The sequence below is a fragment of the Arsukibacterium sp. MJ3 genome, from assembly GCF_000987765.1.
Classification (GTDB): Bacteria; Pseudomonadota; Gammaproteobacteria; order Enterobacterales; family Alteromonadaceae; genus Alishewanella.
Map to the genome: position 1 here is coordinate 196,934 of NZ_LAHP01000004.1, position 23,860 is coordinate 220,793.

Sequence of the window (23,860 nt, forward strand, 5' to 3'; positions counted from 1 at the left end):
ACTTCCATTTAAAAACTAATTAAATTTCAATAACATACAATTATAATAAGTTGGTATGTTGATTGCAAATTAATAAGTGTTATTACCGCATAGTGAGAATTTATACTCTGTCTACGGTAATGTTTTTCCTTTTAATCCAATGGAGAGTCATGATGAATAGCGATATTGCAGAAGGTAAATGGCGTCAGCTTAAAGGTTCAGTTAAAGCAAAGTGGGGCAAATTAACGGATGACGATATTCAGCAAGTTGACGGAAATTTGGATAAGTTTATCGGCAAAATGCAAGAGCGTTACGGCATGAGCCGTGATGAAGCGGAAAAAGAATTTAACCGCATACAAGATTAATAGCATTGATAAAAGGGCCCGTAGGCCCTTTTTTACGGACTAAGGCTTACCTTGAAGCGGGTTAAGCCAATTAATTGCCCTGACTCTGTTACCACCTGTACTTGCCAGTTGCCTGCAGGATAAGGTGGAAACACTAATTTATGGCTCCACGCCCGGTAGCCAGCTTCACGGCCCCCTCTGATATCGAGTACTATCCGATCAACTTCCCGACCATTATGTAACCACACGTGATGAACTTTCTCTCGCAGCCCTCTGGGCGCTCTGACCGAAGTCCAGGCATACAGTCCTTGCTGGCGCAAAGTGTTTACATCAATGTCAGCTATATTGGCACCGGCACTACGTTGCTCAATATCAACTTGCTGTGACACCGTTATTGCGGTTAGCCGCATACCAGCGGGTGGAACCCAGCTGCGTAATTGCCACAATAACATTGCTATCAGACCAAGCATTATTAACAAAATGGGTAAGCGCCACCAATGTCCTTGTGGCAAAATACGGTTCAAACTGGGTAAACTAAAAACTAAAGCAGCAACGATAGCGGCAATCAGGCTTTGTTGGGTAGTTAACTGCAGTAACAGTGGCAGTACTACCAGCATTACCACAAATAAAGCTAAAGTATGAAAAGCGACAAATAGTGCATAGCGAGTGGCGAGTTGTTTATAGTACAGTGGGTCAATGATTGACACCAAAGCACAAAGCAGTAATAAACTGGTAAATACCGCCTGGCCATGATCCCATCGGGTTACGGCAAGAAAAAACGGCAAAGCAAAAAATAAACTTTCCTGATGTACCAGTTGGGTAATGAATCGCACAATAGTGGGTGATATATTCCAACCAAATCGTTGCAATAAGCTGCTTCTTAGCCAATTATCAGCAACCAATAATAGCCAACTAACCAACATAAAAGCAGCAATAAACTGCGCTATCGATTCTTTACGTTCAACCAAAACATAACTGGCGATACCCGATACAAACGCCAGTATCGCCATCAAACCAGCATGCCGCTGGAATATATCGAGTAACCAATTAATTACTGGCTTAAATGATGGCATCTTGGTGAAGGCTGAAAATTTACTGTCCAACTAGCATAATACCGGCATCTAATATGACAATTTTTTTATCTTTATACAGGGTGCCAATAGCTTGCTTGTAGGCTTTTTTACTCACACCAAACGTATTATAAATAAGCTCAGGTGAGCTTTTATCCGTTAGCGCAAGTTTTCCGCTATTTTTGCGAAGTGCTGTCAGTATTTGCTCAGTAAGTTCTAATGCTTGCTTATAGGTTGCTGCAGTTAACCGTAGGTCAATTTTGCCATCTTCACGAACTTTAACAATATATGCGTTTAGCTTATCGCCGCGGCGAAGTGGTTTAAAAACTTCATTTTTGTACAACACGCCCCAATAACATTGGTTCACTACGGCTTTATAACCAATGTCAGTTTGTTCACTGATAATAATGTCTACTTTATCGCCAATATTGTAACGTGGTTCTGTTTTGTGTAAATGCCGGTCTAATTTAGTTGACGCTACAATACGATTACTGAGGTCGACATAACAGTATACCAAATACTTCTGACCTTCTTTAAGGGGAATTTGTTGCTCACTAAAGGGGACCAATAAATCTTTCTTTAAACCCCAATTTAAAAATGCACCCACTTTAGTGACTGCTACAACCGGCAACATTGCCACCTGGCCCACCATAATAGCGGGTTGTTCAGTAGTAGCGATAAGTTGATCTTCAGAATCAAGATAAAGGAACACCTCTAGCGGCTGGCCAACCTCTAAACCTGGCGGTGCAACATTGTTAGGCAGCAGTATTTCGCCCCAACTTAAGCCGTCAAGGTAAAAACCAAATTTAACCTGCTTTTTAACGGTTAACGTATTAAGGGTGCCCAGTGCAATCATGATTAATCCAAAAATATTTAAGCTATAGCCTATTGTAACTGCTTTTACACAGCACTGCAGAGCTTATTTAGTGCAGCGATTACGGTTATAGGGCATATAATTTGTAACCTCTTTACCTAAAACCAGATGGCCTGTGTTAGCGTAAGTAATGATAATAGATAACAACGTAGTGATGAGAAAATGGATTGTCGGCAATGGCTGGATATTAAACAATATGAGTTTTTACTAAACTGGTTTATGCGTAAACAACAAGAAGTAGGTTTGGCTGAACTAGACGAGCCTTATTCGTATGATGGTTACAGCCAGTACGATCAGCTTTGCCAGCAACTGCTAAAAGCAGCCCAAATAGCATTTCTGGAGCGGTTTAATGAGCCGGTGCCGCCTATTGTCTATACTAATTTATTTCATCTGGCAGAATTAGAACTAGCAGGGAAACGGCCAAGAATAAAAGCACCCAAAACGCTGCAGTAACGAATAACTATTATTACTCTACTGGCTCCAACCTCTTTAAGGCATCAATGAGCATTGGGGTATCCAGCCTTTCGTTTAGTGGTAATAAGGTACCGGCTGACCAGACACCAAAGCTGCCGTCCTGGCGTAACACCACCATTTTGTCTTTACGAATACTGACAATATCTTGCAGGCTAATACTCAGTTTGGGCAGAGTGGGCGTTTGCAATAAATTATCACCAAGCCAACTGCGCTCGGTATAGCAACCTGCAGAACTGAGTAAGGTAGGTAAGATATCTAAATGCTGTGAACTATGCTGTTTCAACTGCGCTCTCAGAGCTGGCCAGCGAATCATCATTTCAACCGGGGCCAGCACAAATTTAAACTGTTTGCTGGTAAGGGGTAATACCATAATATGCTTGTAATGCTGATAGTTTTGCCAGTTAACGGCCGGTGCATCATCAAATACTATATTAATTGCTGCTGCATTGTTTGCCGCGCCAAGCCATGGCAATTGGGCAGAAACTGCAGCTGACAAACTACTAATACTAAGTGTGTTTAGCGGCAACTGCTCAATAAATGCCGGCGGTTGTGTTAACTGTTGTTGACTGTTGTCATGCAATAAAAACTGTCCATACAATATATTTAGCAAGGCTTCATTGCGATTATTAGGTGCGAAATGTTGGCCATGGCTGCGCAAACCTTGTTTGGCTATAAATTCGGTGGTTTGAGGATTTAGCTCATTGGCAATAATAACCAGCACCGATTCACTGCTAGTTGCAGCGCATTGTAGTTGTCTCAAGCTGAGCTCAGGATTAGTGATACTAAGCCGATCAGCCTGACGTTGCGCCCGTTGTGCTAAGTCAACCAGTTGGTAGCGGGCCAAAAAAGTTTTCGCGGTGGCAGGGTAGGAGAATGGTAAAACATTATCGAGCTTAGTCACATCCCATTTTAAACGGGCGTCGGCGTAGATATGGATAACATGGCTAAGCATGAAGCTGCCAATAAAAATCACCAATAATGGCCGGCTGGCGGGGCTTTGTTTTAATCGGGCTATTTTTTTCCAGCAATAATTACTAATAATTAGTTCAATAATGATAAGTATTGCCGCAACACAGGCGACAATCAATATAAAATTACGCAGGTTGGTGACAACTTGTTGGCGAAGCAGCTCAATGGTTTGATCATATGAAGTGCTGCCTATATGATAACCAAGGTTAGCATAAACATAAGCATCAAAAATAAGTACCACCATGCCCATGGTGGCCAGAATAGCTGCTAAGCCTCTGACATGTTTTTGATAGGGGAAAATAAGTGATAATGGAAATACGGTAATAATAAAGAACATAAAACAAACAAAAGCGGTGTGCCCTAACCAATAACACAATAAATACAGCCAACCGAGCAATGTTTCGGGTGAGGGTTCCGACAGCCAGTAAACACTGGTAATGGCTAGCGCCAGTAGTATGTTAAAAAAGCTGAACCAATGTCCCCAGCTAAGCAGCCGGTTTACTTTTTTAACTAAAGACAAATTATGTTCGATTACCATGTTGGCTTAGTTACTTTTGCTATTAACAGCGTCAGTTAAGGCCTGACTAAAATGGCCGGCTACTGTCTGGCGTTGAGCTAAAGGCACGCTACTGTTTACAACATGGCTAACGGCATTACCTAAACACATCAGGCTTAATTCGGTTGTAGCATGGTTAGCGTGCAGAGTGTCCAGCAACTGATTTACCAGATTTTCAATTTGCTCTGTAGAATACTTTGATACAATAGGCATGTAATACTCAGATTAAGATGATATTAAAACTGAACAATAATATCAGATTTCAGTTAAAACAGGAAAAATTATGTCAGTGGATGTGCTGCAATTAGCAATTAATTATATTGAACTGTCTGACAGTGGTGAGCACTCTGCACACTATCGTGAGCAATTGGTTGGTGCAAACGGCTCGGTGGCGACCTTATTAGAGCAGTTGCATCTTGCTTACAATGGTAAGCCTGCTAAAGGCTATGCCAGCTTTACTGACGATAAAGACCCAACTGTGCCACAAGCATTAACCCATTGGATTGCCGGAGATAGTGACTATCTTGGTTTTAGTAAAGCAACGACAGCAGCGTTAGTAACACATTTGAGCACTCACCAGTTACCGGAAACAGGCTATTTGTTGCTGGGGCATTATCGTTATTTGGCTAGTGAGTTTTTACTGGTGTGTTTACTGGGCAGTAAAAATCATTTTGAATTAACCGAGCAGCTCGATTTATCAGCGTCACGTCATCTGGATATTGCCAGAATGCAATTGGCGGCGCGCATTGATCTAACAGAGTTTAAAGTTAATAACGCTGCTGGCAATTATATTAGTTTTATTCGTGGCCGGGCCGGGCGCAAAGTAGCCGATTTCTTTTTAGACTTTTTGGGGTGTACCGAGGGGGCTGATGCCCGTTTAAACAGTAAAAAAATATTGGCATCGGTAGAAGAGTATTTTGCTGCTGCCGAGTTTGAACCGAATGAGAAAACTGCTGCCCGACGCCAGGTATTTGATTATTGTGAGGAGCGTGCCAAAGCAGGGCAAGATGTGATGTTGTCTGAGCTATCGGCGGTGGTTGACCCTGAGCAAGAAAATGGTTTTTTACATTACTGTGCCGAGCAGCAGTTAGAGGTTGCAGAGCAATTTCCGGTGGAACTAAAAGAGTTAAAAAAAATGATTAAGTTTAACGGTGCCGGCGCCGGTTTGTCGGTAAGTTTTGATGAAAAGTTGTTGGGAGAGAGGGTACAGTATGATGTGGGTACTGATACGCTAATTATTAAAGGCACGCCGCCTAATTTACGTGATCAACTGCAGCGTTTTACACAAGGCTATTCTGCTTTTGAGCGTCAGGCTGACACTGAGTAGCCGTCAAATAATGACTTTATTTGACGCTATCACAAATATTGATGACGTAGGTTTGGTACAAATGCGGTAAATGCTCCAGTACGGTGTGTTGTTCAGCAATAGGGTGTTGTTCAATACACTGTTGTAATGTTTCCAGCGTAAAGGCTTGCAGGTAAGGTCTCGCTATCGGTGCGAAGCTTAAATGCCATGGCTCGGCTGCAACACCGCCTAAGTAATGCTGATAAGGCCTGAAAAAACCGAAATGACGAGCGTTGTTACTAAGCCATAGATTTAATTTAGCGAAGGGGCCGCCTGGTTGATATTCGGCGTTAAGCAATTGTGGTTGATAATTTGCAGCTACCGCAGCTGCATCGTAAATATCTAACTCTGTGCCCCAGTGATGCCTGCTGGCGCCCGGTAAGGCAGAGTAAAGCAAAATGGCTTCAAGTTTATCCAGCCCCGTTAATGTTGTTACCGGCACCCGTTGCTGCTCTAAATTATACACTGGGCGCAAACCATCACACTTAGCCTGCCAGATAGCAGCCTGGCGCTGAAAGCTTCGAAACCCCGAGACTATTTTTATAGCAATGCCATCCGTTTCTGCCGCTTGCTGTAATGCTAGCCAGGCTGAAGTCATCTGTCGGTGCATGGCGATACCCTCTGCAACGTGTTGCAGATGGGTTTCGGTGCAGCCTGTTAAAATATCTTTACTGGCAACCAGAGTTGTCATCACGCCAACTTTTTGTGCAGATGGTGCAACAATGCTTGGTACATATCAGCCAGTAGAGTGAGATCATGAATAGAGACACATTCATTCACTTTATGAATGGTTGCATTGCAGGGGCCCAGCTCTACTACTTGAGCGCCAGTAGGAGCAATAAAACGACCATCAGAGGTACCGCCGGTAGTCTCTAAGCGTGGGCTAAAGCCTTGTACTTGTTCTACTGCGCTGAGCACAGCTTCAACCAAACTGCCTTTATCGGTTAAAAAGGGTAAGCCATTTAAAATCCAATCCAGCTGATAATCTAAACCATATTTATCTAATAACGCCTGCACGCGTTGCTGCAATTGTTCGGCAGTTACTTCGGTACTGTAGCGAAAGTTAAACATAACGTGAAGCTCGCCAGGAACCACATTAGAGGCTCCCGTGCCGGCGCTGATATTGGCAATTTGGAAACTGGTCGCCGGAAAAAAAGCATTACCGTTGTCCCATTGTTCAGCGGCAAGTTCAGCTAATGCCGGCACGGCTTTGTGCACGGGGTTATCGGCTAAATGCGGATAAGCAACGTGGCCTTGAATACCCTTTACGGTTAATTGACCGGTTAATGAGCCACGACGCCCGTTTTTAATGACATCACCTACTTTTAGGCTACTTGATGGCTCGCCCACCAGGCACCAGCTGATTTTTTCATTACGTTTTTCCAGAGCATCTATTACCCGAACAGTACCATTTACGAATGGGCCTTCTTCATCACTGGTAATTAAAAAAGCAAGATCAAATGCGGGGGCAGGCTGCTCGGCTAAAAACCGTTCAGTGGCAATAATCATTGCTGCCAGACTGCCTTTCATATCAGCTGCGCCCCGGCCAAACAAGCTGTCACCAATAATAGTGGGAGTAAATGGCGGCGTGTGCCACTGCGACAATGGCCCGGTTGGCACAACATCAGTATGGCCGGCAAAACAGAAAAGCGGTTTACCACCACCACGTCTTGCCCACATATTTAAAGTGTCTGCAAACTCCATTATTTCAATATTAAAGCCAACAGCGGCCAATCGTTGCGCCATCAATGTTTGACAGCCCGCATCCTCAGGAGTAACAGATTGACGAGAGAGTAAATCCATTGCTAAAGATAATACCGGGTTGTGTAGTGGATCTAGCCAGTTCATATTAGTTATCCAGCAGTTGTTGATATTGCGCTATATTAAAACCAAGTAAATAGGTGTTGTCGTGCACTAATAATGGTCGTTTAATCATTGCGGGTTGTTGCAGCATTAACTCTAAGGCAAAGGTTTCTGTCAGGTTAGTTTTAGTTGTCTCGGGTAATGCCCGATAGGTGGTGCCACGGCTATTTAACAGATTTTGCCAGCCTAGCTTTTGACTAAATAGCGACAGCTGTTCTGCCGTCAGACCGTCCAGACGGTAATCGATAAATTGATAATCTACATTATGATGCTCAAGCCATTTTCGGGCTTTTTTTATCGTGTCACAATTTTTAATACCAAACATCTTTATCATAAATTTATATTATCCATTGTTGGGTCAAGTCAAAGTCGCGGGTAACAGCCATTATTGATAACTGATATTAACGCATAACCAGCTTGCTTTGCGCTGTTACTATTAGATTTTTTGACAATATAATATCTGATATCACGTTGCTGACACTGTTAAACATGACAAAATAATGGCTTTTATAAGAATATACAGCGAACATACTATTTCCACTGGTAAGAATACTGACAACGTGCCATTTAGCAGCATGTCAGCTGAAAAACTTGTCCACAGATTCTGTGGGTAAGGTTGTTGGTAACTGCAGGGGTTAACCATAGAATGATGTATTTATTAGTATAAATAGTTGGTGCGATAATTGCTTTTAATTGGCTAATGCGAAACGTTGTGAATGTTAGCTAAAAAAATCAGTTATAGTAGTGGCGTGGTCTTCACTTAAATATAGATTAGCCTGCTAAGCTCATCTTATTGATACAACAACGTCTGCGTAGCGTATAGTTATTATGCTAGAGTTAATTCTGGCCAACGCAGCTGTTAGTCTATTTAAAGAGGGCTAGTCAATATGAAGTTATTTACGATTTTGCAGGCAGGACGTGAATACAGCCAGGTTTGGCCAGGTAAAACTGAGCTAAACGCGCTATTTCCAGAAAATAAAGTTATTCAGTTTACTGCGCTTGGTTTTCGATACTTACCGGTATTGGCTGTATTAACTGCCTTTTTACAATTAACGTTATTAGGCTCAGACTTTACTGGTCCGGTTTTAGCAATGATGTTGTTTATTGTGTCGTTGCCGTTTCAAGGCTGGTACTGGCTTGGTGTTCGTTCTTCTTCGCGTTTGTCACCCGCATTGGTAAGCTGGTGCCGGCAAATTCGGCAGCAGATGCAAGATCATGGTGTTGATAGTCAGGTTGCTCAAGAACCTCGTAACTATTTAGACTTGGCTAAAATACTGTCTATGGCTTATAAACAATTGGATAAAACCTTTATGCAGCCTTGGTTATAGGCCGCACAAGGTTATTGTCATTCGTAAAACCGTTACGCTATGTTAAATACTGACCATACCGGCGCGTGATCTGAAGGTCGTTCAATGCCTCTTAATTCATAATCTATACCGGACTCTGTGCAGCATAAGGCTAATGGTGCCGTGGCCATGACAACATCTATTCTAAGGCCTCTATTATCATCAAAGCCTTTGGAACGGTAGTCAAACCAGCTGTAGCGTGTATTATCATCCGGATAAAGCTGACGGAAAGTATCAATTAACCCCCAGTCTTTTATTTTTTGCAGCCAGGCTCGTTCTTCTGGTAAAAATGATGTTTTACCTTCACGTAGCCACCGTTTGGCATTAGCTTCGCCTATGCCAATATCGATATCCATTGGTGAGATATTAATATCACCAATAATGGCTAGGTAATCGTCTGGGCTGTGTTGTTGCTCAATATAGTGTTGCAAATCAGCGTAAAACTGGGTTTTTGCCGGAAATTTAGTGGGATGAGCGCGGTTTTCTCCCTGGGGGAAATAGCCATTAAGTACGGTTAGTATTTTACCGTTGTTTAAGGAAAACTGGCCGATTAACATCCGGCGCTGGGCCTCATCGGCATCACCAGGAAAACCATAATGCATGTTTAATGCGGCTTGTTTACTTAAAATGGCTACGCCATAATGACCCTTCTGGCCAAAGTGATAGACATGGTAACCCATGGCCATTACCTGAGTTAACGGAAATTCATCATCGTGAACTTTGATTTCCTGTAAACCGATAATATCCGGTTGGTGTTTATCAATCAGTGCTTGCAACTGATGAAGCCTTGCCCGAATACCATTAATATTAAATGAGATTATTTTCATGTTGCACTATTTGCCTCAACCTGGACCAAGTTGGCATCATAACATGCGAAAGTGTCAGGCGTTAAGCCATGGTTTATCAGGCCTGCCATGGCTAAGTCCTTTATAGCCATGTACTTTGCAATAATGCACGCTACAACCCTTACCACGTCAACAACGCCGGCTAATTATCACATTGTCTATAGCCGGCGCCGAAGTTTGGCTATTGTTGTCAGTAATGGTCAGGTTACCGTGCGGGCACCACTAGGTTGCAATATTAAGCATATTCAGCAACTGGTAAGCGATAAACAGCACTGGATCACTCGTCATTTGCAACGACAGCAGACTGTTACCCCACTATTAGTCTGGCAACAGCGGGGCACCATATTATTTAAAGGTAAACCGTTACCTGTTACTTTTAGTCGTGGCAGTAAAAGTGATGTTAATTTTACTGCTGCAGGCTTAGATATTTGCGTTAGCAGACGTGTTCAGGATGTCGCCATAACCGGCTGGCAAAATACACTACTGGCGAGATGGTTATTGGAACAAGCAACGGCACATTTTACCGAACCTCTACAAGCTTGGTCTAAAATTATGGCAGTGAGTTATCATGAAATAAAGTTTGGTCAATGGCGGCGTCGCTGGGGTTATTGTGACAATAATGGCGTGATTGGTTTAAATTGGCAACTTGTCATGGCACCAGAATGGGTTAGTGATTATGTTATAGTGCATGAATTGGCTCATCGTTTGTTTATGGATCATTCATCCGCCTTCTGGCAAGTTGTTAGCCATTACATTCCGAATTATCCGCAGGCACAAGCGTGGCTAAGCTTTTATCAACCACAGCTACTCAGTCGACAATAATTGGTTAATTTTAAGCTAAAAAAAACCGGCAAAATGCCGGCTGTAAATACAAGGACAACTAATATTTAAGGGAGAGAGTAAACACAACATTACTGCTATTAAATCAGACCGGCTGGTTCTGAATAAATTCCATTTTATTTATTTATTTTTCATTTTTGCTTTTTTGTTGTTATCTGGTTTATTCTGCAACGCATTAAACGGCGGTAATAAACGATGATAACTGCCTATTTTGTGCAATGGATACTTAAAGTATGACTAACCGCTTGCGTTTATTACAGCTGAACAAACTGCTCGATGTTACCCGCTTAAATGATAACGACGACGCGCAGCAAATAGCGACCTGGCTTAATGGTCAACCACAGTTACCGGCACCCATTGCCGCTTATTGTGTTTATTCACAGTATCTTGAAGCACTTACTCAACATATTTCTATGTTAAAAGAGCCGGTTGCGTTAGCGACAGTAGTTAATTTCCCCAGCGGTGATGCTGAATTATCTTTAGTGACTGCACAAATTAGCCAGGCATTGGCCTGTGGTGCTACCGAGATTGACTGTGTTTTACCCTACCAGGCATTACTGCGCGGCGATTATCAATTTGTTAGTCAGTTTTTGGCAGAGGTTAGGCGTTGTTGTGGTAAGGCTTGCTTAAAAATAATTATTGAATCGGGCGAATTAATTACTGCTCAGCAAGTCGCTAAAGCCACCGAGTTGGCCATAGTATGTGGTGCTGATTTTGTTAAATCCTCAACTGGTAAAGTTGCCGTGGGTGTTACGGAAGAGGCTGCCAGAATTATGCTAACAATTATTGCCGCAGCAGATCGTCCTGTGGGCTTTAAAGCATCAGGGGGTATTAAAACCGTTGCCCAAGCATTGCAATTAGTTAATCTATATGAAGAAATTACCGGCCTTACCGCAACTAACGCGACCATGCGCATTGGTGCCAGCACCCTGGTAAGTGAATTGGCAAACAACCTCTCAGATGCTTAAGGTTTTAGATAATACTGCTAACGAATTATTGTTAAATCAACTGTGGGATAGCGGTAAAATATACCAGAAGGGGCAGGTTGCATAGAAAATGATGGTGGAGGGAGAAGGATTCGAACCTTCGAAGGCAGTGCCGGCAGATTTACAGTCTGCTCCCTTTGGCCACTCGGGAACCCCTCCACATCAACGCGCATCTTATCAAACTACCTTTTTATGTAAAGCATTTTACTTAACTTTTTTGTCTGATTGCCGATAAAGCAGACAACAATAATTAATTATGCTGCTATGACGACCATTATCAATGAATGGCAATTAGATTGCCGGCTTAATAAAGCGTTAAACCAACAGCATCGGGCAGAATTCTCGTTGTGGCTGGCATTTTTGTCGTTGGCCGTTGATGAAATGGCAGAGTTTCAATTACCAGCAATAACTGAACCTGCAAAAAAAACGGACTTGTATGCTACTTTTTCGGTAAATAGGCCACGAGGTTATGGATGGCAAGAACACGACAAACAACGGTTAGCCAGCCATAGCGAAGCTTTAAGCACAGGAAGTTTACCTCAGCTTAAATTACAACAGTACCTAACCGAAGGGCCACTGGTGTTGCAAGATGATAGTGCTAAACTGGCAACCGCGGTGGCACAAAACTTAGATGCTCATAGTCAGCGACGACGCGCTAACGCACCGTTAACCCGGGCTGAAGCCGATCCCACCGCACTTTACGACATCTTGCAGCAGATACATCAGCCCCATGCCGCGCAATAACTGTTTTATTCCGCCATATTTATGTTGATTGTCACCCTGCACTTTTATTCGTAAATGTGCTAGCCAAGCTTCGCGCCAGATGCCAGATGAGTGAAACATTTTTTAAATTTTCTACCACTACCACAAGGGCAGTCATCATTGCGGCCGATGCCAACTGACTTGTTGCTGGTAATAGCACCGTCGTAATAATACCAGACACCACTAAACACAAAGCGAGAGCACTCTGACAGCGTTTCTAATTTGTTATCCAGCAGGTAGTGTGCGTTAAAACTTACCGTATCCGGATCCGTTTGCTCTACTCCGTTAATAATCGTTAGCCCAACAAAATGAACGGTGTTAGCAAATTCAGAAATTTGCGTTTTAGTGTTAGTGGCGTGTTGCTCCGGGTGATAGGTTTGAAATATATAGTCAATTTTTTTACAGCAATAGGCGCTATAACGAGAACGCATTAACTCTACGCTATTTTTCGCCGCTTTTTCTCCGGCTATTAACGGCTGACAACATTCATTAAATTGCTTTCCTGAACAACAATAGCAGTTCACCGTTACCTCATTAATTGGTTACCTGGATATTGCTTGCAGTATACCTACACCATGGTATAAAAAGGAATATTGCTAATGAGCCGGCATTGCGGGTTGTTGAAATTGATAAAACCAGCGTTGCTGTGTTGTGGCTTGTTGGTTTAGTTGTGCAGTACTATCATTTGATAACGACGTACAAAAGCTAATAACCACCCGGCAATGTGTGGACTGCAACAGGCTTTGTAATGTTTTCTCGATATTTCTTAATGCTTTAGGATGAATAATTAGCATTTTGTCTACCGGCAATTTAAAATATTCGGCCAGTGCTTTTGAAGGGAGTCGTGGTGGTGCGACTAAGACAATCCAGCCTGTTTCAGTACTGTGGTTGTGCAACAATTTGATTAGTGTCTGTTCTGTACTCTCTGCATCAGCAGTGGTTATCAGCTGGTGATAAGGTGTCGCAGAAGTCACTCCTGAGGAGACTCGTTTAAAGCGACCATTTTTTGTATGGCCAGGCAGGTTAGGCGCGTCTGACTTAAGCATCGGAATGTTGGCATTCGCAAGCATATTTTACTCCAGCTGTGTATTCGTACAGTGTATGGATATACAGTAGTTGCTGATTAAATTAAAGGCAAGTAATTTTTTCATTAAATCGTGAATGATGTTTGCATGAATAAAAAGCTATTTTTCGTTTGGTCATTTTTTTACTGGCTAGACCATCTGATCGCAAATTTAGGCTAGAATGGTCGGCTTAAATCACCATTGTGAGTGCGTAATTGATGTTGTTAGACGATTTTGTCACCCGTTCAGCTAACGGTTTTAGTTTTAGCCGGCTGCAGTCATGTAGCTTTGCCAAACACGTTGCAACCGACTTTAATCCTATTCATGACGTCGATGCCAAGCGGTTTTGTGTACCTGGCGATCTATTGTTTGCCTATTTACTCAGTCATTACGGTTTAACAAAACACTTGAGTTGTACCTTTGCTGGCATGGTAAGTGCAGATGTCTTATTGCATTGTGAGCAAGTTAGTAATGAACTGCGCATTTGTGATGAGCAGGGTAAGGTGTATCTGGCATTGCAACAACAGGGTGAAGCCAGCCACGATTTAAGCGTAATTGAGCCACTGATCCGTGATTATGTGCAGTTTTCCGGTCAAAATTTCCCGCATATTTTGCAGCCATTAATGCAGCAACATAATGTAATGATCCACCCAGGACGCCCTTTAGTGATTTATGAAAGCATGGCATTGTCTTTTGAGCAGTTACCAACGGCTAAGGTTGATTTAAGCCTGGCCGACTCATCGTTACAGGTTGTGGGTAAGCGCGGTAATGTATTACTTGAATTTGTGTTAACCCAAGCGGGTCGGCAAATAGGCCGTGGTGAGAAGCGGATGATTTTAAGTAATTTACAGCCCTACGAAGAAGCGCAGATGCAACTTATGATTGCTGAGTATAATCGCAGGAAAAGCTTAGTTAACCCTCAGTGCTAACAGTCTTTTAATGAAATAGTAAAATCGGCTATAGTGGCAGCATATTGTCAGTATAGGGTTTTTATGTCTCAGTGTACCGCGCTACAGCCTGGTTTTCTGGTTGTTCATGCCAATGCGCCCGAGCAACTGCGGGCTTTGGTTGTGAATTGGTTACAACGATATCCATTGGCACCGCTTGAGTCTGAGCAAATCCTGGTGCAAAGCAATGGTATTGCGCAGTGGCTTAAACTGGCATTAGCCAGCGAACCCGACGCGGCAGAACCCGGCTGTGGTATTGCAGCAGCCTTAAATGTACAACTACCGGCCCGTTTTATCTGGCAACTTTATCGCCAGGTACTCGGCAACGAGCATATCACTGAGCGCTCTGCCTATAGTCGTGAGTTATTACGATGGCATTTGTTAACTGTGTTACCTCAGCTACCTCCTGACCAGGCTTTTGCACCGCTGAGGCATTTTTATGCTGACGATCCCACGCTTATTAAAACGTATCAGTTGTCTGACCAACTCGCTGCTTTATATGATCAATATCAGGTATACCGTGCCGATTGGTTGAACCTTTGGCAACAAGGACATGATCAGATTATTAATGCCCGGCAGCAGGTTACTCCACTGAGTACCGAGCAGTGCTGGCAAAGCCAGTTATGGCGTCTGTTACAGGCCCGAATAAAAAATTTGCAGCAAGGCGACAGTCGCTCTGAAATTCATCAACGCTTTATTAGCAAGCTGGCAGCACTATCAACGATTGATGCCGCTAAGTTGTTGCCGCGGCGGTTAGTTATATTTGGTATTTCAGCACTACCGCAGCAAAGTTTACAAGTATTGGCTGCAATAGCGCCTTATTGTCAGGTGTTGCTGGCAGTCCATAACCCTTGTCAGCATTACTGGGCGGATATTATTAGTGAAAAAGACTTATTGCGAGCCGAACGCCAGCGGCAGGTTTATAAAGTCGGCATGCCAACTGATCTAAAGGAAGAACAGCTCTATGTGCATGCTCACCCGCTGTTGGCCTCGTGGGGGCGTCAGGGCCGTGATTATATCAGGTTGTTAGATGAGTTTGATGAAACTGCGCGCTACAAAGACTTATTCGTTAATCAGCGAATTGATTTATTTAATGCACCTGCTGCCGGGCATTTGTTGGGTATGTTACAGCAGGATATTTTTGAGCTAAGGCCAGTGCATGAGAGTAAGCAGCTTTGGCCTGAGATAGCTTTTTGTGATAACTCAATACAGTTTCATCTGGCGCATAGTGCAATGCGCGAAGTGGAAATTTTACATGACCAGTTACTGGCTGCTTTTCAGCAGGACCATATTTTAAAACCGCGCGACATTATGGTAATGGTGCCTGACATTGTACTGTATGCACCATTAATTCAGGCGGTGTTCGCGGCGATAAAACCAGATGATCCGCGCTATATTCCGTTTACTATTGCCGACTTACCCCCCGCTACAGAGCAGCCAATTTTTAAAGCAGTGGAACAACTTTTAGATCTGGCACGAAGCCGCTTTCAATTGAGTGACATCATAGATTTGCTTGAAGTACCAGCAGTACGGCAACGTTTTGCTATTGATGAGTCTGCGGTTCCGCTATTGCATCAGTGGTTGCAAGCCGCCGGGGCTCGGTGGGGGCTTGATTGCGAGCAGCGACAGAGTCTGGCGTTGCCTGCTGGTTTGCATCAGTTTAGTTGGCAGTTTGCACTTGACCGAATGTTGCTGGGATTTGCTACCGGACCCGTGGCAGCAACAGAGCAAGGCGCTGACGGCTGGCATGGTATTGAACCTTTCACTGATATCAGCGGTTTGGATGCGGCGTTAATCGGGCCGTTATATCAGTTATTAGCGCAATTAAAACATTACTGGCAATGGCTACAACACCCGCATGATCCGGCAAAATGGCAACACCTGCTCACGACCCTGTTACAGGATTTTTTTCAGGCAGAGCAAACAGATGAGCTTGCTATATTAAGCCAATTTAATGAGGCGTTGGACGAATGGTACAGCCATTGTCAGCAAGCAGAGCTGCACACTGAGTTGCCAGCACAAATCGTGGCTACAAGCTGGTTAGCGCTGGTTTCTGAACCGGGTATTCAGCAACGGTTTTTATCCGGTGGCGTCACCTTTGCTACTTTATTACCGATGCGGGCTATTCCGTTTCGACACATCTGTTTATTAGGGATGAATGATGGCGCTTTTCCGCGACAGCAAGCCCGGCAAGACTTTGACTTGATGCGAGCTGATTCTCGCCCAGGCGATCGTTCCCGCCGTGAAGATGATCGTTACTTGCTACTCGAGGCCCTGCTGTCGGCCCGTGACCGGCTGTATATCAGCTGGGTAGGGCGTAGCGTGCACGATAACAGCGAGCGAGCACCTTCCATGTTAATTGGGCAGCTACGCGATCATCTGGCCCAGTGTTGGCAAGGCAGTAAAGCAGGAGATAAACCAAACGGCGAACAACACTTATTAGTGCAATTGACTACTGAACACCCGCTACAACCGTTTAGCTTGCGTTATTTTGAGCAGACTGATCCTGGTTTATTTAGTTATCAGCATGAATGGCTGTTGCAGTCGGCGCTACCTGAGGCAACGGCTCTGACAGAATGGCAACCCGCTGACGCCATTACCCTGCGCCAGCTAAGTGATTTCGTGCGCGATCCGGTTAAAAGCTTTTTTAACCAACGTTTAACGATCTGGTTAGGACAAGAGCAGCGGGCGAGTGATAACGATGAAGCGTTTGCGCTAGATGGGCTGGCGCGCTGGCAGCTGCAACAACAATTATTGCAACAGTTGCAGCATACGTTGGCAGCAGCAGAACCCTTAGAAGCTGCACTTGAGCAGACGCTGGCGGCAATGCAGCGCCGAGGTGCGCTTGGGGTTGGTGCTGCAGTTAACCTGCATGCACAACAGCTTTTTGAGCCAGTTATGGCATTGGCAGAGCGTTATAACCAATGGCTTCAGCGTTTTCCAATAGCCCAAAAAGCCAAGGCAGTGCAATGGCAAACCGCCGGCCTTAAATTGCAGGATTGGCTTAGTCAGTTGCGTCTAAACGCTACCGGTCAGCAATGTCAGCTGTTGTTAAGCCCCAGTGCCATTATTAAAGAGCGGCGTTATCAGTGGCGCCACTTAGTATTGCCGTGGCTTAATCATTTATTGGCCAATACACTACAACCTTGTCAAACCCTATTGCTAAGCCAGGCTGGCGAGCTAAGCTTTGCTGCCATTCCAGCCGCTGCTGCGGGTGAGCAACTTGACCAATTATTACGTAGTTATTGGCAAGCACATCAAACCCCATGGCCACTCGAGCTTGAGTGCGCTATGCATTACTTAAGCAACATTGAGTCAGTAAAATACAGTACTGAGGACTTACTTAAGCAATGTCAGAAAAAATATCAGGGTGACAGTTATAACCCCGGTATTGTGCAGCGTAATCCTTATTTACAACGACTGTTTCCGGATTTTCAACAATTGTATCAAGATGGTGCTTTTGTAGCCCATGCTACTACGCTATATCAGCCGTTGCTGCTGGCGGTTCAGCAAGCCAGTTCTGCACAGGAGGCATCATGAATACGGTGGTTACTGGCCAGGCTCAGTCGCTTAATTTACTCACATTGCCCTTGGTTGGCAGCCGCTTAATTGAGGCCAGTGCCGGTACCGGTAAAACCTTTACGATTGCCGCTTTATATTTACGGCTGGTGCTAGGCCATGGTAAAGCACATGCTTTTCAGCGGCCACTGACCCCGCCGGAAATTTTGGTGGTGACCTTTACCGAGGCCGCTACCCAGGAATTACGCGACCGCATTCGGTTACGCCTAACTGAAGCCGCCTTGGCATTTCGCCATGGTACCACTACCGATAATGTATTGGCCGCTTTGCTGGCTGATTATACTACAGCAGAATTCGCTTATTGTGCCCGACGGCTGGAATTAGCTGCGCAGTGGATGGATGAAGCGGCTATTTCAACCATTCATGGCTGGTGTAACCGTATGTTGTCAGAGCATGCTTTTGCCAGTGGTAGCTTATTCAGCCAGCAACTCAGTACGGATCTTAGTAGCCTTAAGCTGCAGGCGGTGCGCGACTACTGGCGCAGTTTTTATTACGGTTTATCTGAAAGCGCGTTGACGCAGTGTCTTAGTTACTGGCAAACACCAGAGCAGTTATGGCAAAACACGACAAAGTTAACCAGTTACTTACTCGTACAAGACAATTTAATGTCGTTAAGTTACGCGGCACCAGCTGTTGCTATTGCGCAAAGTGAGGCAGAGCGCACAATTCAGCTACAGCAATTGGCAGAGCAATGGCGGCAATGGCTGCCAGAATTAGCCGAAATACTGCAGCAGGCTATTAACGCTAAAGCCGTTAATGGTCGTCAGTTACAACAACGCTATCTGGATAACTGGCTGCAAAAACTGCAAACCTGGCTGCAGGTGCCAGATGCCAGCCTTGATTTAGGCAGTGGCTGGTATCGCTTATCACCAGAAGGTATTGCAGAGTGCTGGAAGCAAGGGGCGGTGCCAAGTCATCCGGCGTTTGCCGGCATTGTTCAGCTGCAGGTCGCACTGCAAAACCTGGCCGAGCCAAGGCAGTTGCTGATGCAACATGCGGCCTGTTGGTTGGCGCAGCGGATCCAAACTGAATTGAATGAGCAGGCGCTGATGGGCTTTGACGATATGCTGTTACGTCTGCACCGGGCACTGAATGGCGGTTCTGACAGCAACCCCGATAGTAGTCTTGATAGTACAAAGAGCACAGAGTTAGCCACACTTATTCGCCAGCAATATCCGGTGGCCATGATTGATGAATTTCAAGATACGGATCCCATTCAATATCAGATATTTTCGGCAATTTACTTAACAGAGCCAACAAGTGGCGCAGAGGATAGCTCCGGTGCCCAAAACCAGTCTGCCTTATTATTAATTGGCGATCCGAAGCAGGCTATTTATGCTTTTCGTGGCGCTGATATTTACACTTATTTGACAGCAAAACAGCTGACTACTGGCCGTCATTATACCTTGGATACTAATTACCGTTCGGCCGCGGCGTTGGTTAGGGCCGTTAATTTTATTTTCGAACGGGCAGAGCAGTATGCTAAAGGCGCTTTTTTATTTCGCCGGGCAAACACCTCTACTGGCAGCGAGCCTTTGCCATTTTATCCGGTTAACGCTAAAGGTAATGGTTGGCAGCTTGAAGTCGCTGCAAAAGCGGTAGCGCCGTTAACGGCATGGTTGCCCGAAGCGACAACAGATAAAGCGTTAAGCCGGCAAGATTATCTGCAGCAATACGCCAGTGGCTGCGCCAGTTATATCGTTGATTTACTTAAGCAAGCGGCTAATGGTAGCGCCGGGTTTGTTAACGCGAGTGGCCAGCGGCGAAACCTTCAACCCTCTGATATTGCTATTTTAGTTAATAATCAGAATGAGGCGCTGGCCATTCGCCGCCAGTTGACACTACGCCAGGTTCGCAGTGTGTATTTATCTGATCGTGAATCGGTCTTTAGCTCAGCAACCGCCCCTGACCTGCACTTTATACTCAGTGCCTGCGCCGAACCCGAGCAAGATAGTTTATTGCGTTCAGCCATAGGTTGTCGCACCTTAGGTTTAAGTTTAAACGAGCTGGATCAGTTGCAGCAACACGAGCTGGCCTGGGAGCAACTTTGTTTGCAATTTAAAGGTTATCAGCAACAGTGGCGCCGTTATGGTGTATTACCCATGCTGCGTAGCCTGTTGTTTGACTTTGCTATCCCGGCACGCTTACGCCAGCAAAATGATGGTGAACGGGCGTTAACCGATTTGCTGCATCTGGCAGAGTTACTGCAACAGGCTGCGCAGCAGTTAGACGGTGAGCAAGCCTTGCTGCGCTTTTTAGCTGAGCATATGCAGCAACACGTAATGGGCGATAGCGAGCAGCAAAAAGTGAGGTTGGAAAGTGATGCTGAGCTGGTCAAAGTGGTCACTATTCATAAATCCAAAGGTTTAGAATATTCGCTGGTGTTTTTGCCTTTTATCTGTGCCGCAAGGCCGGTAAATGCCAAGCAGTTGCCGGTTAGTTACCGCGATGCGCAAGATCAGCTGGCTTTTAGTTACCAGCCCGATGAGCATATTCTGGCGTTAGCCGAGCAAGAACGCCTCGCCGAAGATATTCGCAAATGCTACGTTGCCTTAACTCGTGCTAAATATGGTTGTTGGCTTGGGTTAGCCCCATTAGCTGAGCAAAGCGCTATTGGCTATTTGTTGGCAACTAACCCAGCTGATCCGGCTAGTTTCAACCAACATGTACATGCGGCCTGGTCGGGTTGTCAGGCAATTACGTTTCAAGCGATGCCCGAGGTTAACCACAGTCGTTATCAGCCGGTAGTTGAGCAAATTACTACTGCAACGGCCCGGCAGATCAGTCACTCATTTCGCCAGTTGTGGTGGATAGCCAGTTACAGTGCGTTAACCCGTAAACTAGGCGACAATACACGGGTTGAAAATAATGCGCCTGAGCGGGCCAGTGATAAGTTACTACCTGAATTGTATCCTGAACAGCAAGCAAACGAGCAGCAGATAGCAACTCAGGTTGGGGCCAATAGTGTTGCAGTAGCAGCCAATGATCACGCTACTCCGGCTGTTCTTGCTATGCAGTACCAGTTTATTGCCGGTCCTGAAGCGGGTACTTTTTTACACGGTATGTTGGAATGGATAGGGCAGCAGGGGTTTCATCATATTCAAGCCAAACCTGAATTGCTTGGCGCAGAATTGAGTAGGCGTTGTCAGCTAAGAGGTTGGCAAGCCTATCACAACGGCTTACAACAATGGTTAGCGCAGCTGCTCGCAACTACGTTTACCCTGCCAGAAGTGCCTACCCCGGAAATGACAACATTGGCGCAGCTCAGCAGCTATCAGGTAGAACTGGAGTTTTGGCTACCTTGTCAGCAGGTTGATATCGAACAGCTAGATCAATTACTCCAACAACATATTTGGCCAGGGCAGCTTCGACCAGCATTATTGGCTGGTCAACTCAATGGCATGCTAAAAGGTTTTATTGATTTAGTGTTCTGTCAGCAGCAGCGTTATGTGGTCTGTGACTATAAGTCGAATCGAATGGGTCTGTGCGCCGCAGATTACAATATGCATAATTTACAACAGGTTATGTTGCAAAAGCGCTATGATTTGCAGGCAGTACTCTATTGCTTGGCGCTGCACCGCCTGTTACGAAGCCGTATTGCCGATTATGACTATTCGCGTGACAGCGGTGGTGCAATGCACTGGTTTATTCGAGGGCTAAATACGCCGCAGCAGGGAATGGTTTGGCTTAAGCCATCACTGTTACTGATTAACGCACTGGACCAGTTATTTCGAAAAGGTGGCGCTGATGCAAGCTGAGCTTATATTAAAACAATGGCAAGCTCAGGGCTGGTTACGACCGCTTGATCACGCCTTTGCAAGTTTTATTGCCAGATATGCACCCGCCCAACCGCTGGTGTGCCTTGCGGCAGCACTATGCAGTTATCAGTTAAAGCAGGGCCATGTCTGTTTAGATTTGGCAACATTGCTTATGGAACCGCTGTCAACTCTGGGGCTTAGTGCTGAGCTGCCTGAACCGGAGCAACAACAGACGTTACAGCAGCAATTTTCTACTTTTACTCTGGCACAATGGCAGCAAGCGCTCAGTCAGTCGGCGGTGGTTGACCAAGGGCCCGGCAATAATCCATTAGTGTTAATAGGTCATCGTTTGTATTTACGCCGTTACTGGCAATATGAGCAGGACATCGCCAGCCAGATTAATCAGCGTTTACAACAGAGTACGTCGTTAGCTGCTGGTCTACCAGCGGCGACGTTACTGCCATTATTGCAGCAACTGTTTCAATCTAATGACCAGCAACCAGACTGGCAACAGCTCGCCTGTGCGCTGGCCTGTCGTAGCGCCTTTAATGTTATTACCGGTGGCCCTGGTACCGGCAAAACAACAACTGTGGTGCGCCTGTTAGCGCTTTTGCAGTTGTTACAGCTTAAGCGTGCTGAGCCTTTGCTAGCGATCCGGCTGGCAGCGCCAACCGGTAAAGCGGCTGCTCGATTAAAAGACAGTATTAGTGGCGCTATTGCCCGTTTAGCAGAACTCAATATTGATGGTTTTACGCAGATTGAACAGGCTATCCCGAAAGACGTTAGTACCCTTCATCGCTTACTGGGCGTACGTTCGGGCAGTAAGACCTTGCGTTATAATCAGTACCAGCCATTACCATTGGATATACTGGTGTTGGATGAAGCGTCGATGGTCGATGTAGAGATGATGGCCGCGCTGTTGCTGGCGTTACCCGTTTCGGCCAGGATTGTATTATTAGGTGATAAAGATCAACTATCTTCCGTCGAAGCTGGAGCGTTGTTAGCCGAGCTGTGTAAAAAAGCCAGTAAAGGCGATTATCTGCCCGCCACAGTAAGTTGGTTACAGCAGCAAACTCATCAGCAGATACCAGATGATCTGGTTAGCGAAAAAGGCGCTTTATTGTCGCAGCATATAGTGATGTTGCGTCATAGCCATCGGTTTGGCCAACACAGTGGCATTGGCCAACTGGCGGCAATGGTTAATCAGGGGCAGTTTAACCAGGCTATCTGGCAACAACAGTCTGCTCAATTGTCTCTGTATAAAGAGTCAAGCAGCAACAGCGCTGGTTTTCGGCAGTTGATATTGCATGGAGCAGGTTTAGCAAACGGTTTTGGTTATCAGCATTACTTAGATTTAGTGGCCAAACCGCCTGCTGAGATTGAGCAGCAAGATATCTGGGCAGCTAATATAATTACTGCTTACGGACATTTTCAAGTGCTAGCCGCAACTCGTAAAGGCGAATTTGGTGTTGAACAGTTAAACCAGCAAATCCAACATGTTTTGACCCAAGCAGGGCTAATAGAGCCTGAACATCAGTGGTTTGCTGGCAGGCCGGTAATAGTAACCCGTAATGACTATCAGTTGGGATTAATGAATGGTGATATTGGCATTTGCCTGCCTAAACGCCTGTTGCAGGCTAATGGCGAACTATTAAATGTTTTTAGAGTTGCCTTTAGAACTGCCGAAGGTATTAAGTGGATAGTGCCGGCGCGATTAAATGCGGTAGAAACAGTCTTTGCAATGACTGTGCATAAATCGCAGGGTTCAGAGTTTAATCATACGGTGTTGGCACTTGCCAGTGATGCCAGCAGCATGCTGAACCGGGAATTGCTTTATACTGCCATTACCCGGGCGTCAGCCCGTTTTACGCTGGTCTGCGCTGATCCGCAGCAGCTCAATAAGGCGGTACAGCGTCAAACTGTTCGTGCTGGTGGATTATCGTTGGCGCTGGCCCAGTAGTAAGTGGGATAGCAGTAATGTGGCTTAGCTGAACACTTTTTAGGCAAACAGTTTAATTTTCCAAAAAAGCGCTTGCAGAGTATTTTAAACTCCCTATAATGCGCATCCACAGACGGGGCAGCGGTAACGCAGCAAACGTCTGAAAAACGAATACTGAATAATGAACACTGAACAACTCTGAGAATGGCATTAGCGGTTCTCGCTTCGAAAGTCGAAGCACGCTCTTTAACAATTAGCAATCAATTATCTTTGTGGGCACTTATGATGATGTTCGTGTAAACGAAAAAAATCAGTATGAG

Annotated in this window: 21 protein-coding genes and 1 tRNA gene; 11 read left to right on the forward strand and 11 right to left on the reverse strand. The window is 45.1% G+C overall.

Going from position 1 to position 23,860, the window contains the following annotated elements; genetic code table 11:
* Positions 1-152: 152 nt before the first annotated feature.
* Complete coding sequence (locus VT06_RS04815; RefSeq protein ID WP_046553138.1) at positions 153-344, forward strand: CsbD family protein; 192 nt, start codon at positions 153-155, stop codon at positions 342-344.
* A 32-nt stretch (positions 345-376) separates the two neighbouring features.
* Here the strand turns inward: VT06_RS04815 and VT06_RS04820 are convergent, their stop codons facing one another.
* Positions 377-1,396 carry a DUF5924 family protein gene (locus VT06_RS04820; RefSeq protein ID WP_046553139.1) on the reverse strand — a complete coding sequence of 340 codons (1,020 nt, stop codon included), beginning with the start codon at positions 1,394-1,396 and terminating at the stop codon, positions 377-379.
* 19 nt (positions 1,397-1,415) lie between these two features.
* Positions 1,416-2,249, reverse strand: a complete 834-nt coding sequence (locus VT06_RS04825) for a S1 RNA-binding domain-containing protein (RefSeq protein ID WP_046553140.1) — start codon at positions 2,247-2,249, stop codon at positions 1,416-1,418.
* A 180-nt stretch (positions 2,250-2,429) separates the two neighbouring features.
* Between VT06_RS04825 and VT06_RS04830 the strand changes: the two genes are divergently transcribed.
* Positions 2,430-2,720 carry a hypothetical protein gene (locus VT06_RS04830; RefSeq protein ID WP_046553141.1) on the forward strand — a complete coding sequence of 97 codons (291 nt, stop codon included), beginning with the start codon at positions 2,430-2,432 and terminating at the stop codon, positions 2,718-2,720.
* 13 nt (positions 2,721-2,733) lie between these two features.
* On the opposite strand, the gene VT06_RS04835 is transcribed toward VT06_RS04830, so the two are convergent.
* Together VT06_RS04835 and VT06_RS04840 are read right to left on the reverse strand one after the other, a co-directional pair.
* Entirely contained in the window at positions 2,734-4,230 is a 1,497-nt protein-coding gene (locus VT06_RS04835; protein ID WP_235357361.1) for a DUF3413 domain-containing protein, read from the reverse strand.
* A 24-nt stretch (positions 4,231-4,254) separates the two neighbouring features.
* Positions 4,255-4,479, reverse strand: coding sequence for a DUF1414 domain-containing protein (locus tag VT06_RS04840; RefSeq protein WP_046553143.1), 225 nt, complete (start codon positions 4,477-4,479; stop codon positions 4,255-4,257).
* 70 nt (positions 4,480-4,549) lie between these two features.
* On the opposite strand from VT06_RS04840, the gene yejK reads away from it, so the two are divergent.
* Entirely contained in the window at positions 4,550-5,593 is a 1,044-nt protein-coding gene (gene yejK / locus VT06_RS04845) for a nucleoid-associated protein YejK (RefSeq protein ID WP_046553144.1), read from the forward strand.
* A 16-nt stretch (positions 5,594-5,609) separates the two neighbouring features.
* Here yejK and VT06_RS04850 read toward each other — a convergent pair whose 3' ends face one another.
* Genes VT06_RS04850 through VT06_RS04860 form a run of 3 tightly spaced genes read right to left on the reverse strand, consistent with a single transcriptional unit; the run spans position 5,610 to position 7,808 of the window.
* Positions 5,610-6,302: a M15 family metallopeptidase gene (locus VT06_RS04850; RefSeq protein WP_046553145.1), complete on the reverse strand. Its 693-nt coding sequence runs from the start codon at positions 6,300-6,302 to the stop codon at positions 5,610-5,612.
* The gene (gene dapE, locus VT06_RS04855) at positions 6,302-7,459 is read right to left on the reverse strand and encodes a succinyl-diaminopimelate desuccinylase (protein ID WP_046553146.1); all 1,158 of its coding nucleotides are present in this window, start codon (positions 7,457-7,459) and stop codon (positions 6,302-6,304) included. Before dapE ends, VT06_RS04850 begins: the two co-directional genes overlap by 1 nt.
* 1 nt (position 7,460) lies before the next feature.
* Positions 7,461-7,808 (reverse strand): ArsC family reductase, encoded by a 348-nt coding sequence (locus VT06_RS04860; protein WP_046553147.1) that lies wholly within the window; start codon positions 7,806-7,808, stop codon positions 7,461-7,463.
* A 553-nt stretch (positions 7,809-8,361) separates the two neighbouring features.
* On the opposite strand from VT06_RS04860, the gene yfbV reads away from it, so the two are divergent.
* Positions 8,362-8,802, forward strand: coding sequence for a terminus macrodomain insulation protein YfbV (gene yfbV, locus VT06_RS04865; protein ID WP_046553148.1), 441 nt, complete (start codon positions 8,362-8,364; stop codon positions 8,800-8,802).
* Between the two features lie 32 nt (positions 8,803-8,834).
* Here yfbV and xthA read toward each other — a convergent pair whose 3' ends face one another.
* Positions 8,835-9,647: an exodeoxyribonuclease III gene (gene xthA, locus VT06_RS04870; protein ID WP_046553149.1), complete on the reverse strand. Its 813-nt coding sequence runs from the start codon at positions 9,645-9,647 to the stop codon at positions 8,835-8,837.
* Positions 9,648-9,734: 87 nt separating this feature from the next.
* Between xthA and VT06_RS17505 the strand changes: the two genes are divergently transcribed.
* Together VT06_RS17505 and deoC are read left to right on the forward strand one after the other, a co-directional pair.
* Positions 9,735-10,487, forward strand: coding sequence for a M48 family metallopeptidase (locus VT06_RS17505; protein ID WP_052750169.1), 753 nt, complete (start codon positions 9,735-9,737; stop codon positions 10,485-10,487).
* A 251-nt stretch (positions 10,488-10,738) separates the two neighbouring features.
* Positions 10,739-11,473, forward strand: coding sequence for a deoxyribose-phosphate aldolase (gene deoC / locus VT06_RS04880; protein ID WP_046553150.1), 735 nt, complete (start codon positions 10,739-10,741; stop codon positions 11,471-11,473).
* 92 nt (positions 11,474-11,565) lie between these two features.
* On the opposite strand, the gene VT06_RS04885 is transcribed toward deoC, so the two are convergent.
* A tRNA-Tyr gene (locus VT06_RS04885) sits at positions 11,566-11,650 on the reverse strand.
* Positions 11,651-11,755: 105 nt separating this feature from the next.
* Between VT06_RS04885 and VT06_RS04890 the strand changes: the two genes are divergently transcribed.
* Complete coding sequence (locus tag VT06_RS04890; protein WP_046553151.1) at positions 11,756-12,235, forward strand: VC2046/SO_2500 family protein; 480 nt, start codon at positions 11,756-11,758, stop codon at positions 12,233-12,235.
* Positions 12,236-12,294: 59 nt separating this feature from the next.
* Here VT06_RS04890 and VT06_RS04895 read toward each other — a convergent pair whose 3' ends face one another.
* Complete coding sequence (locus VT06_RS04895; protein ID WP_082122443.1) at positions 12,295-12,777, reverse strand: YchJ family protein; 483 nt, start codon at positions 12,775-12,777, stop codon at positions 12,295-12,297.
* Between the two features lie 72 nt (positions 12,778-12,849).
* Positions 12,850-13,323, reverse strand: coding sequence for a hypothetical protein (locus tag VT06_RS04900; RefSeq protein ID WP_046553153.1), 474 nt, complete (start codon positions 13,321-13,323; stop codon positions 12,850-12,852).
* A gap of 212 nt (positions 13,324-13,535) precedes the next feature.
* On the opposite strand from VT06_RS04900, the gene VT06_RS04905 reads away from it, so the two are divergent.
* From VT06_RS04905 to recD, 4 genes are all read left to right on the forward strand, one after another.
* Positions 13,536-14,246 carry a DUF3581 family protein gene (locus VT06_RS04905; RefSeq protein ID WP_046553154.1) on the forward strand — a complete coding sequence of 237 codons (711 nt, stop codon included), beginning with the start codon at positions 13,536-13,538 and terminating at the stop codon, positions 14,244-14,246.
* A 63-nt stretch (positions 14,247-14,309) separates the two neighbouring features.
* The gene (recC, locus tag VT06_RS04910; protein WP_046553155.1) at positions 14,310-17,804 is read left to right on the forward strand and encodes an exodeoxyribonuclease V subunit gamma; all 3,495 of its coding nucleotides are present in this window, start codon (positions 14,310-14,312) and stop codon (positions 17,802-17,804) included.
* Entirely contained in the window at positions 17,801-21,601 is a 3,801-nt protein-coding gene (gene recB, locus VT06_RS04915; protein ID WP_046553156.1) for an exodeoxyribonuclease V subunit beta, read from the forward strand. The genes recC and recB overlap by 4 nt, the downstream gene beginning before the upstream one ends.
* The gene (gene recD, locus VT06_RS04920; RefSeq protein ID WP_046553157.1) at positions 21,591-23,561 is read left to right on the forward strand and encodes an exodeoxyribonuclease V subunit alpha; all 1,971 of its coding nucleotides are present in this window, start codon (positions 21,591-21,593) and stop codon (positions 23,559-23,561) included. Before recB ends, recD begins: the two co-directional genes overlap by 11 nt.
* Positions 23,562-23,860 lie beyond the last annotated feature (299 nt).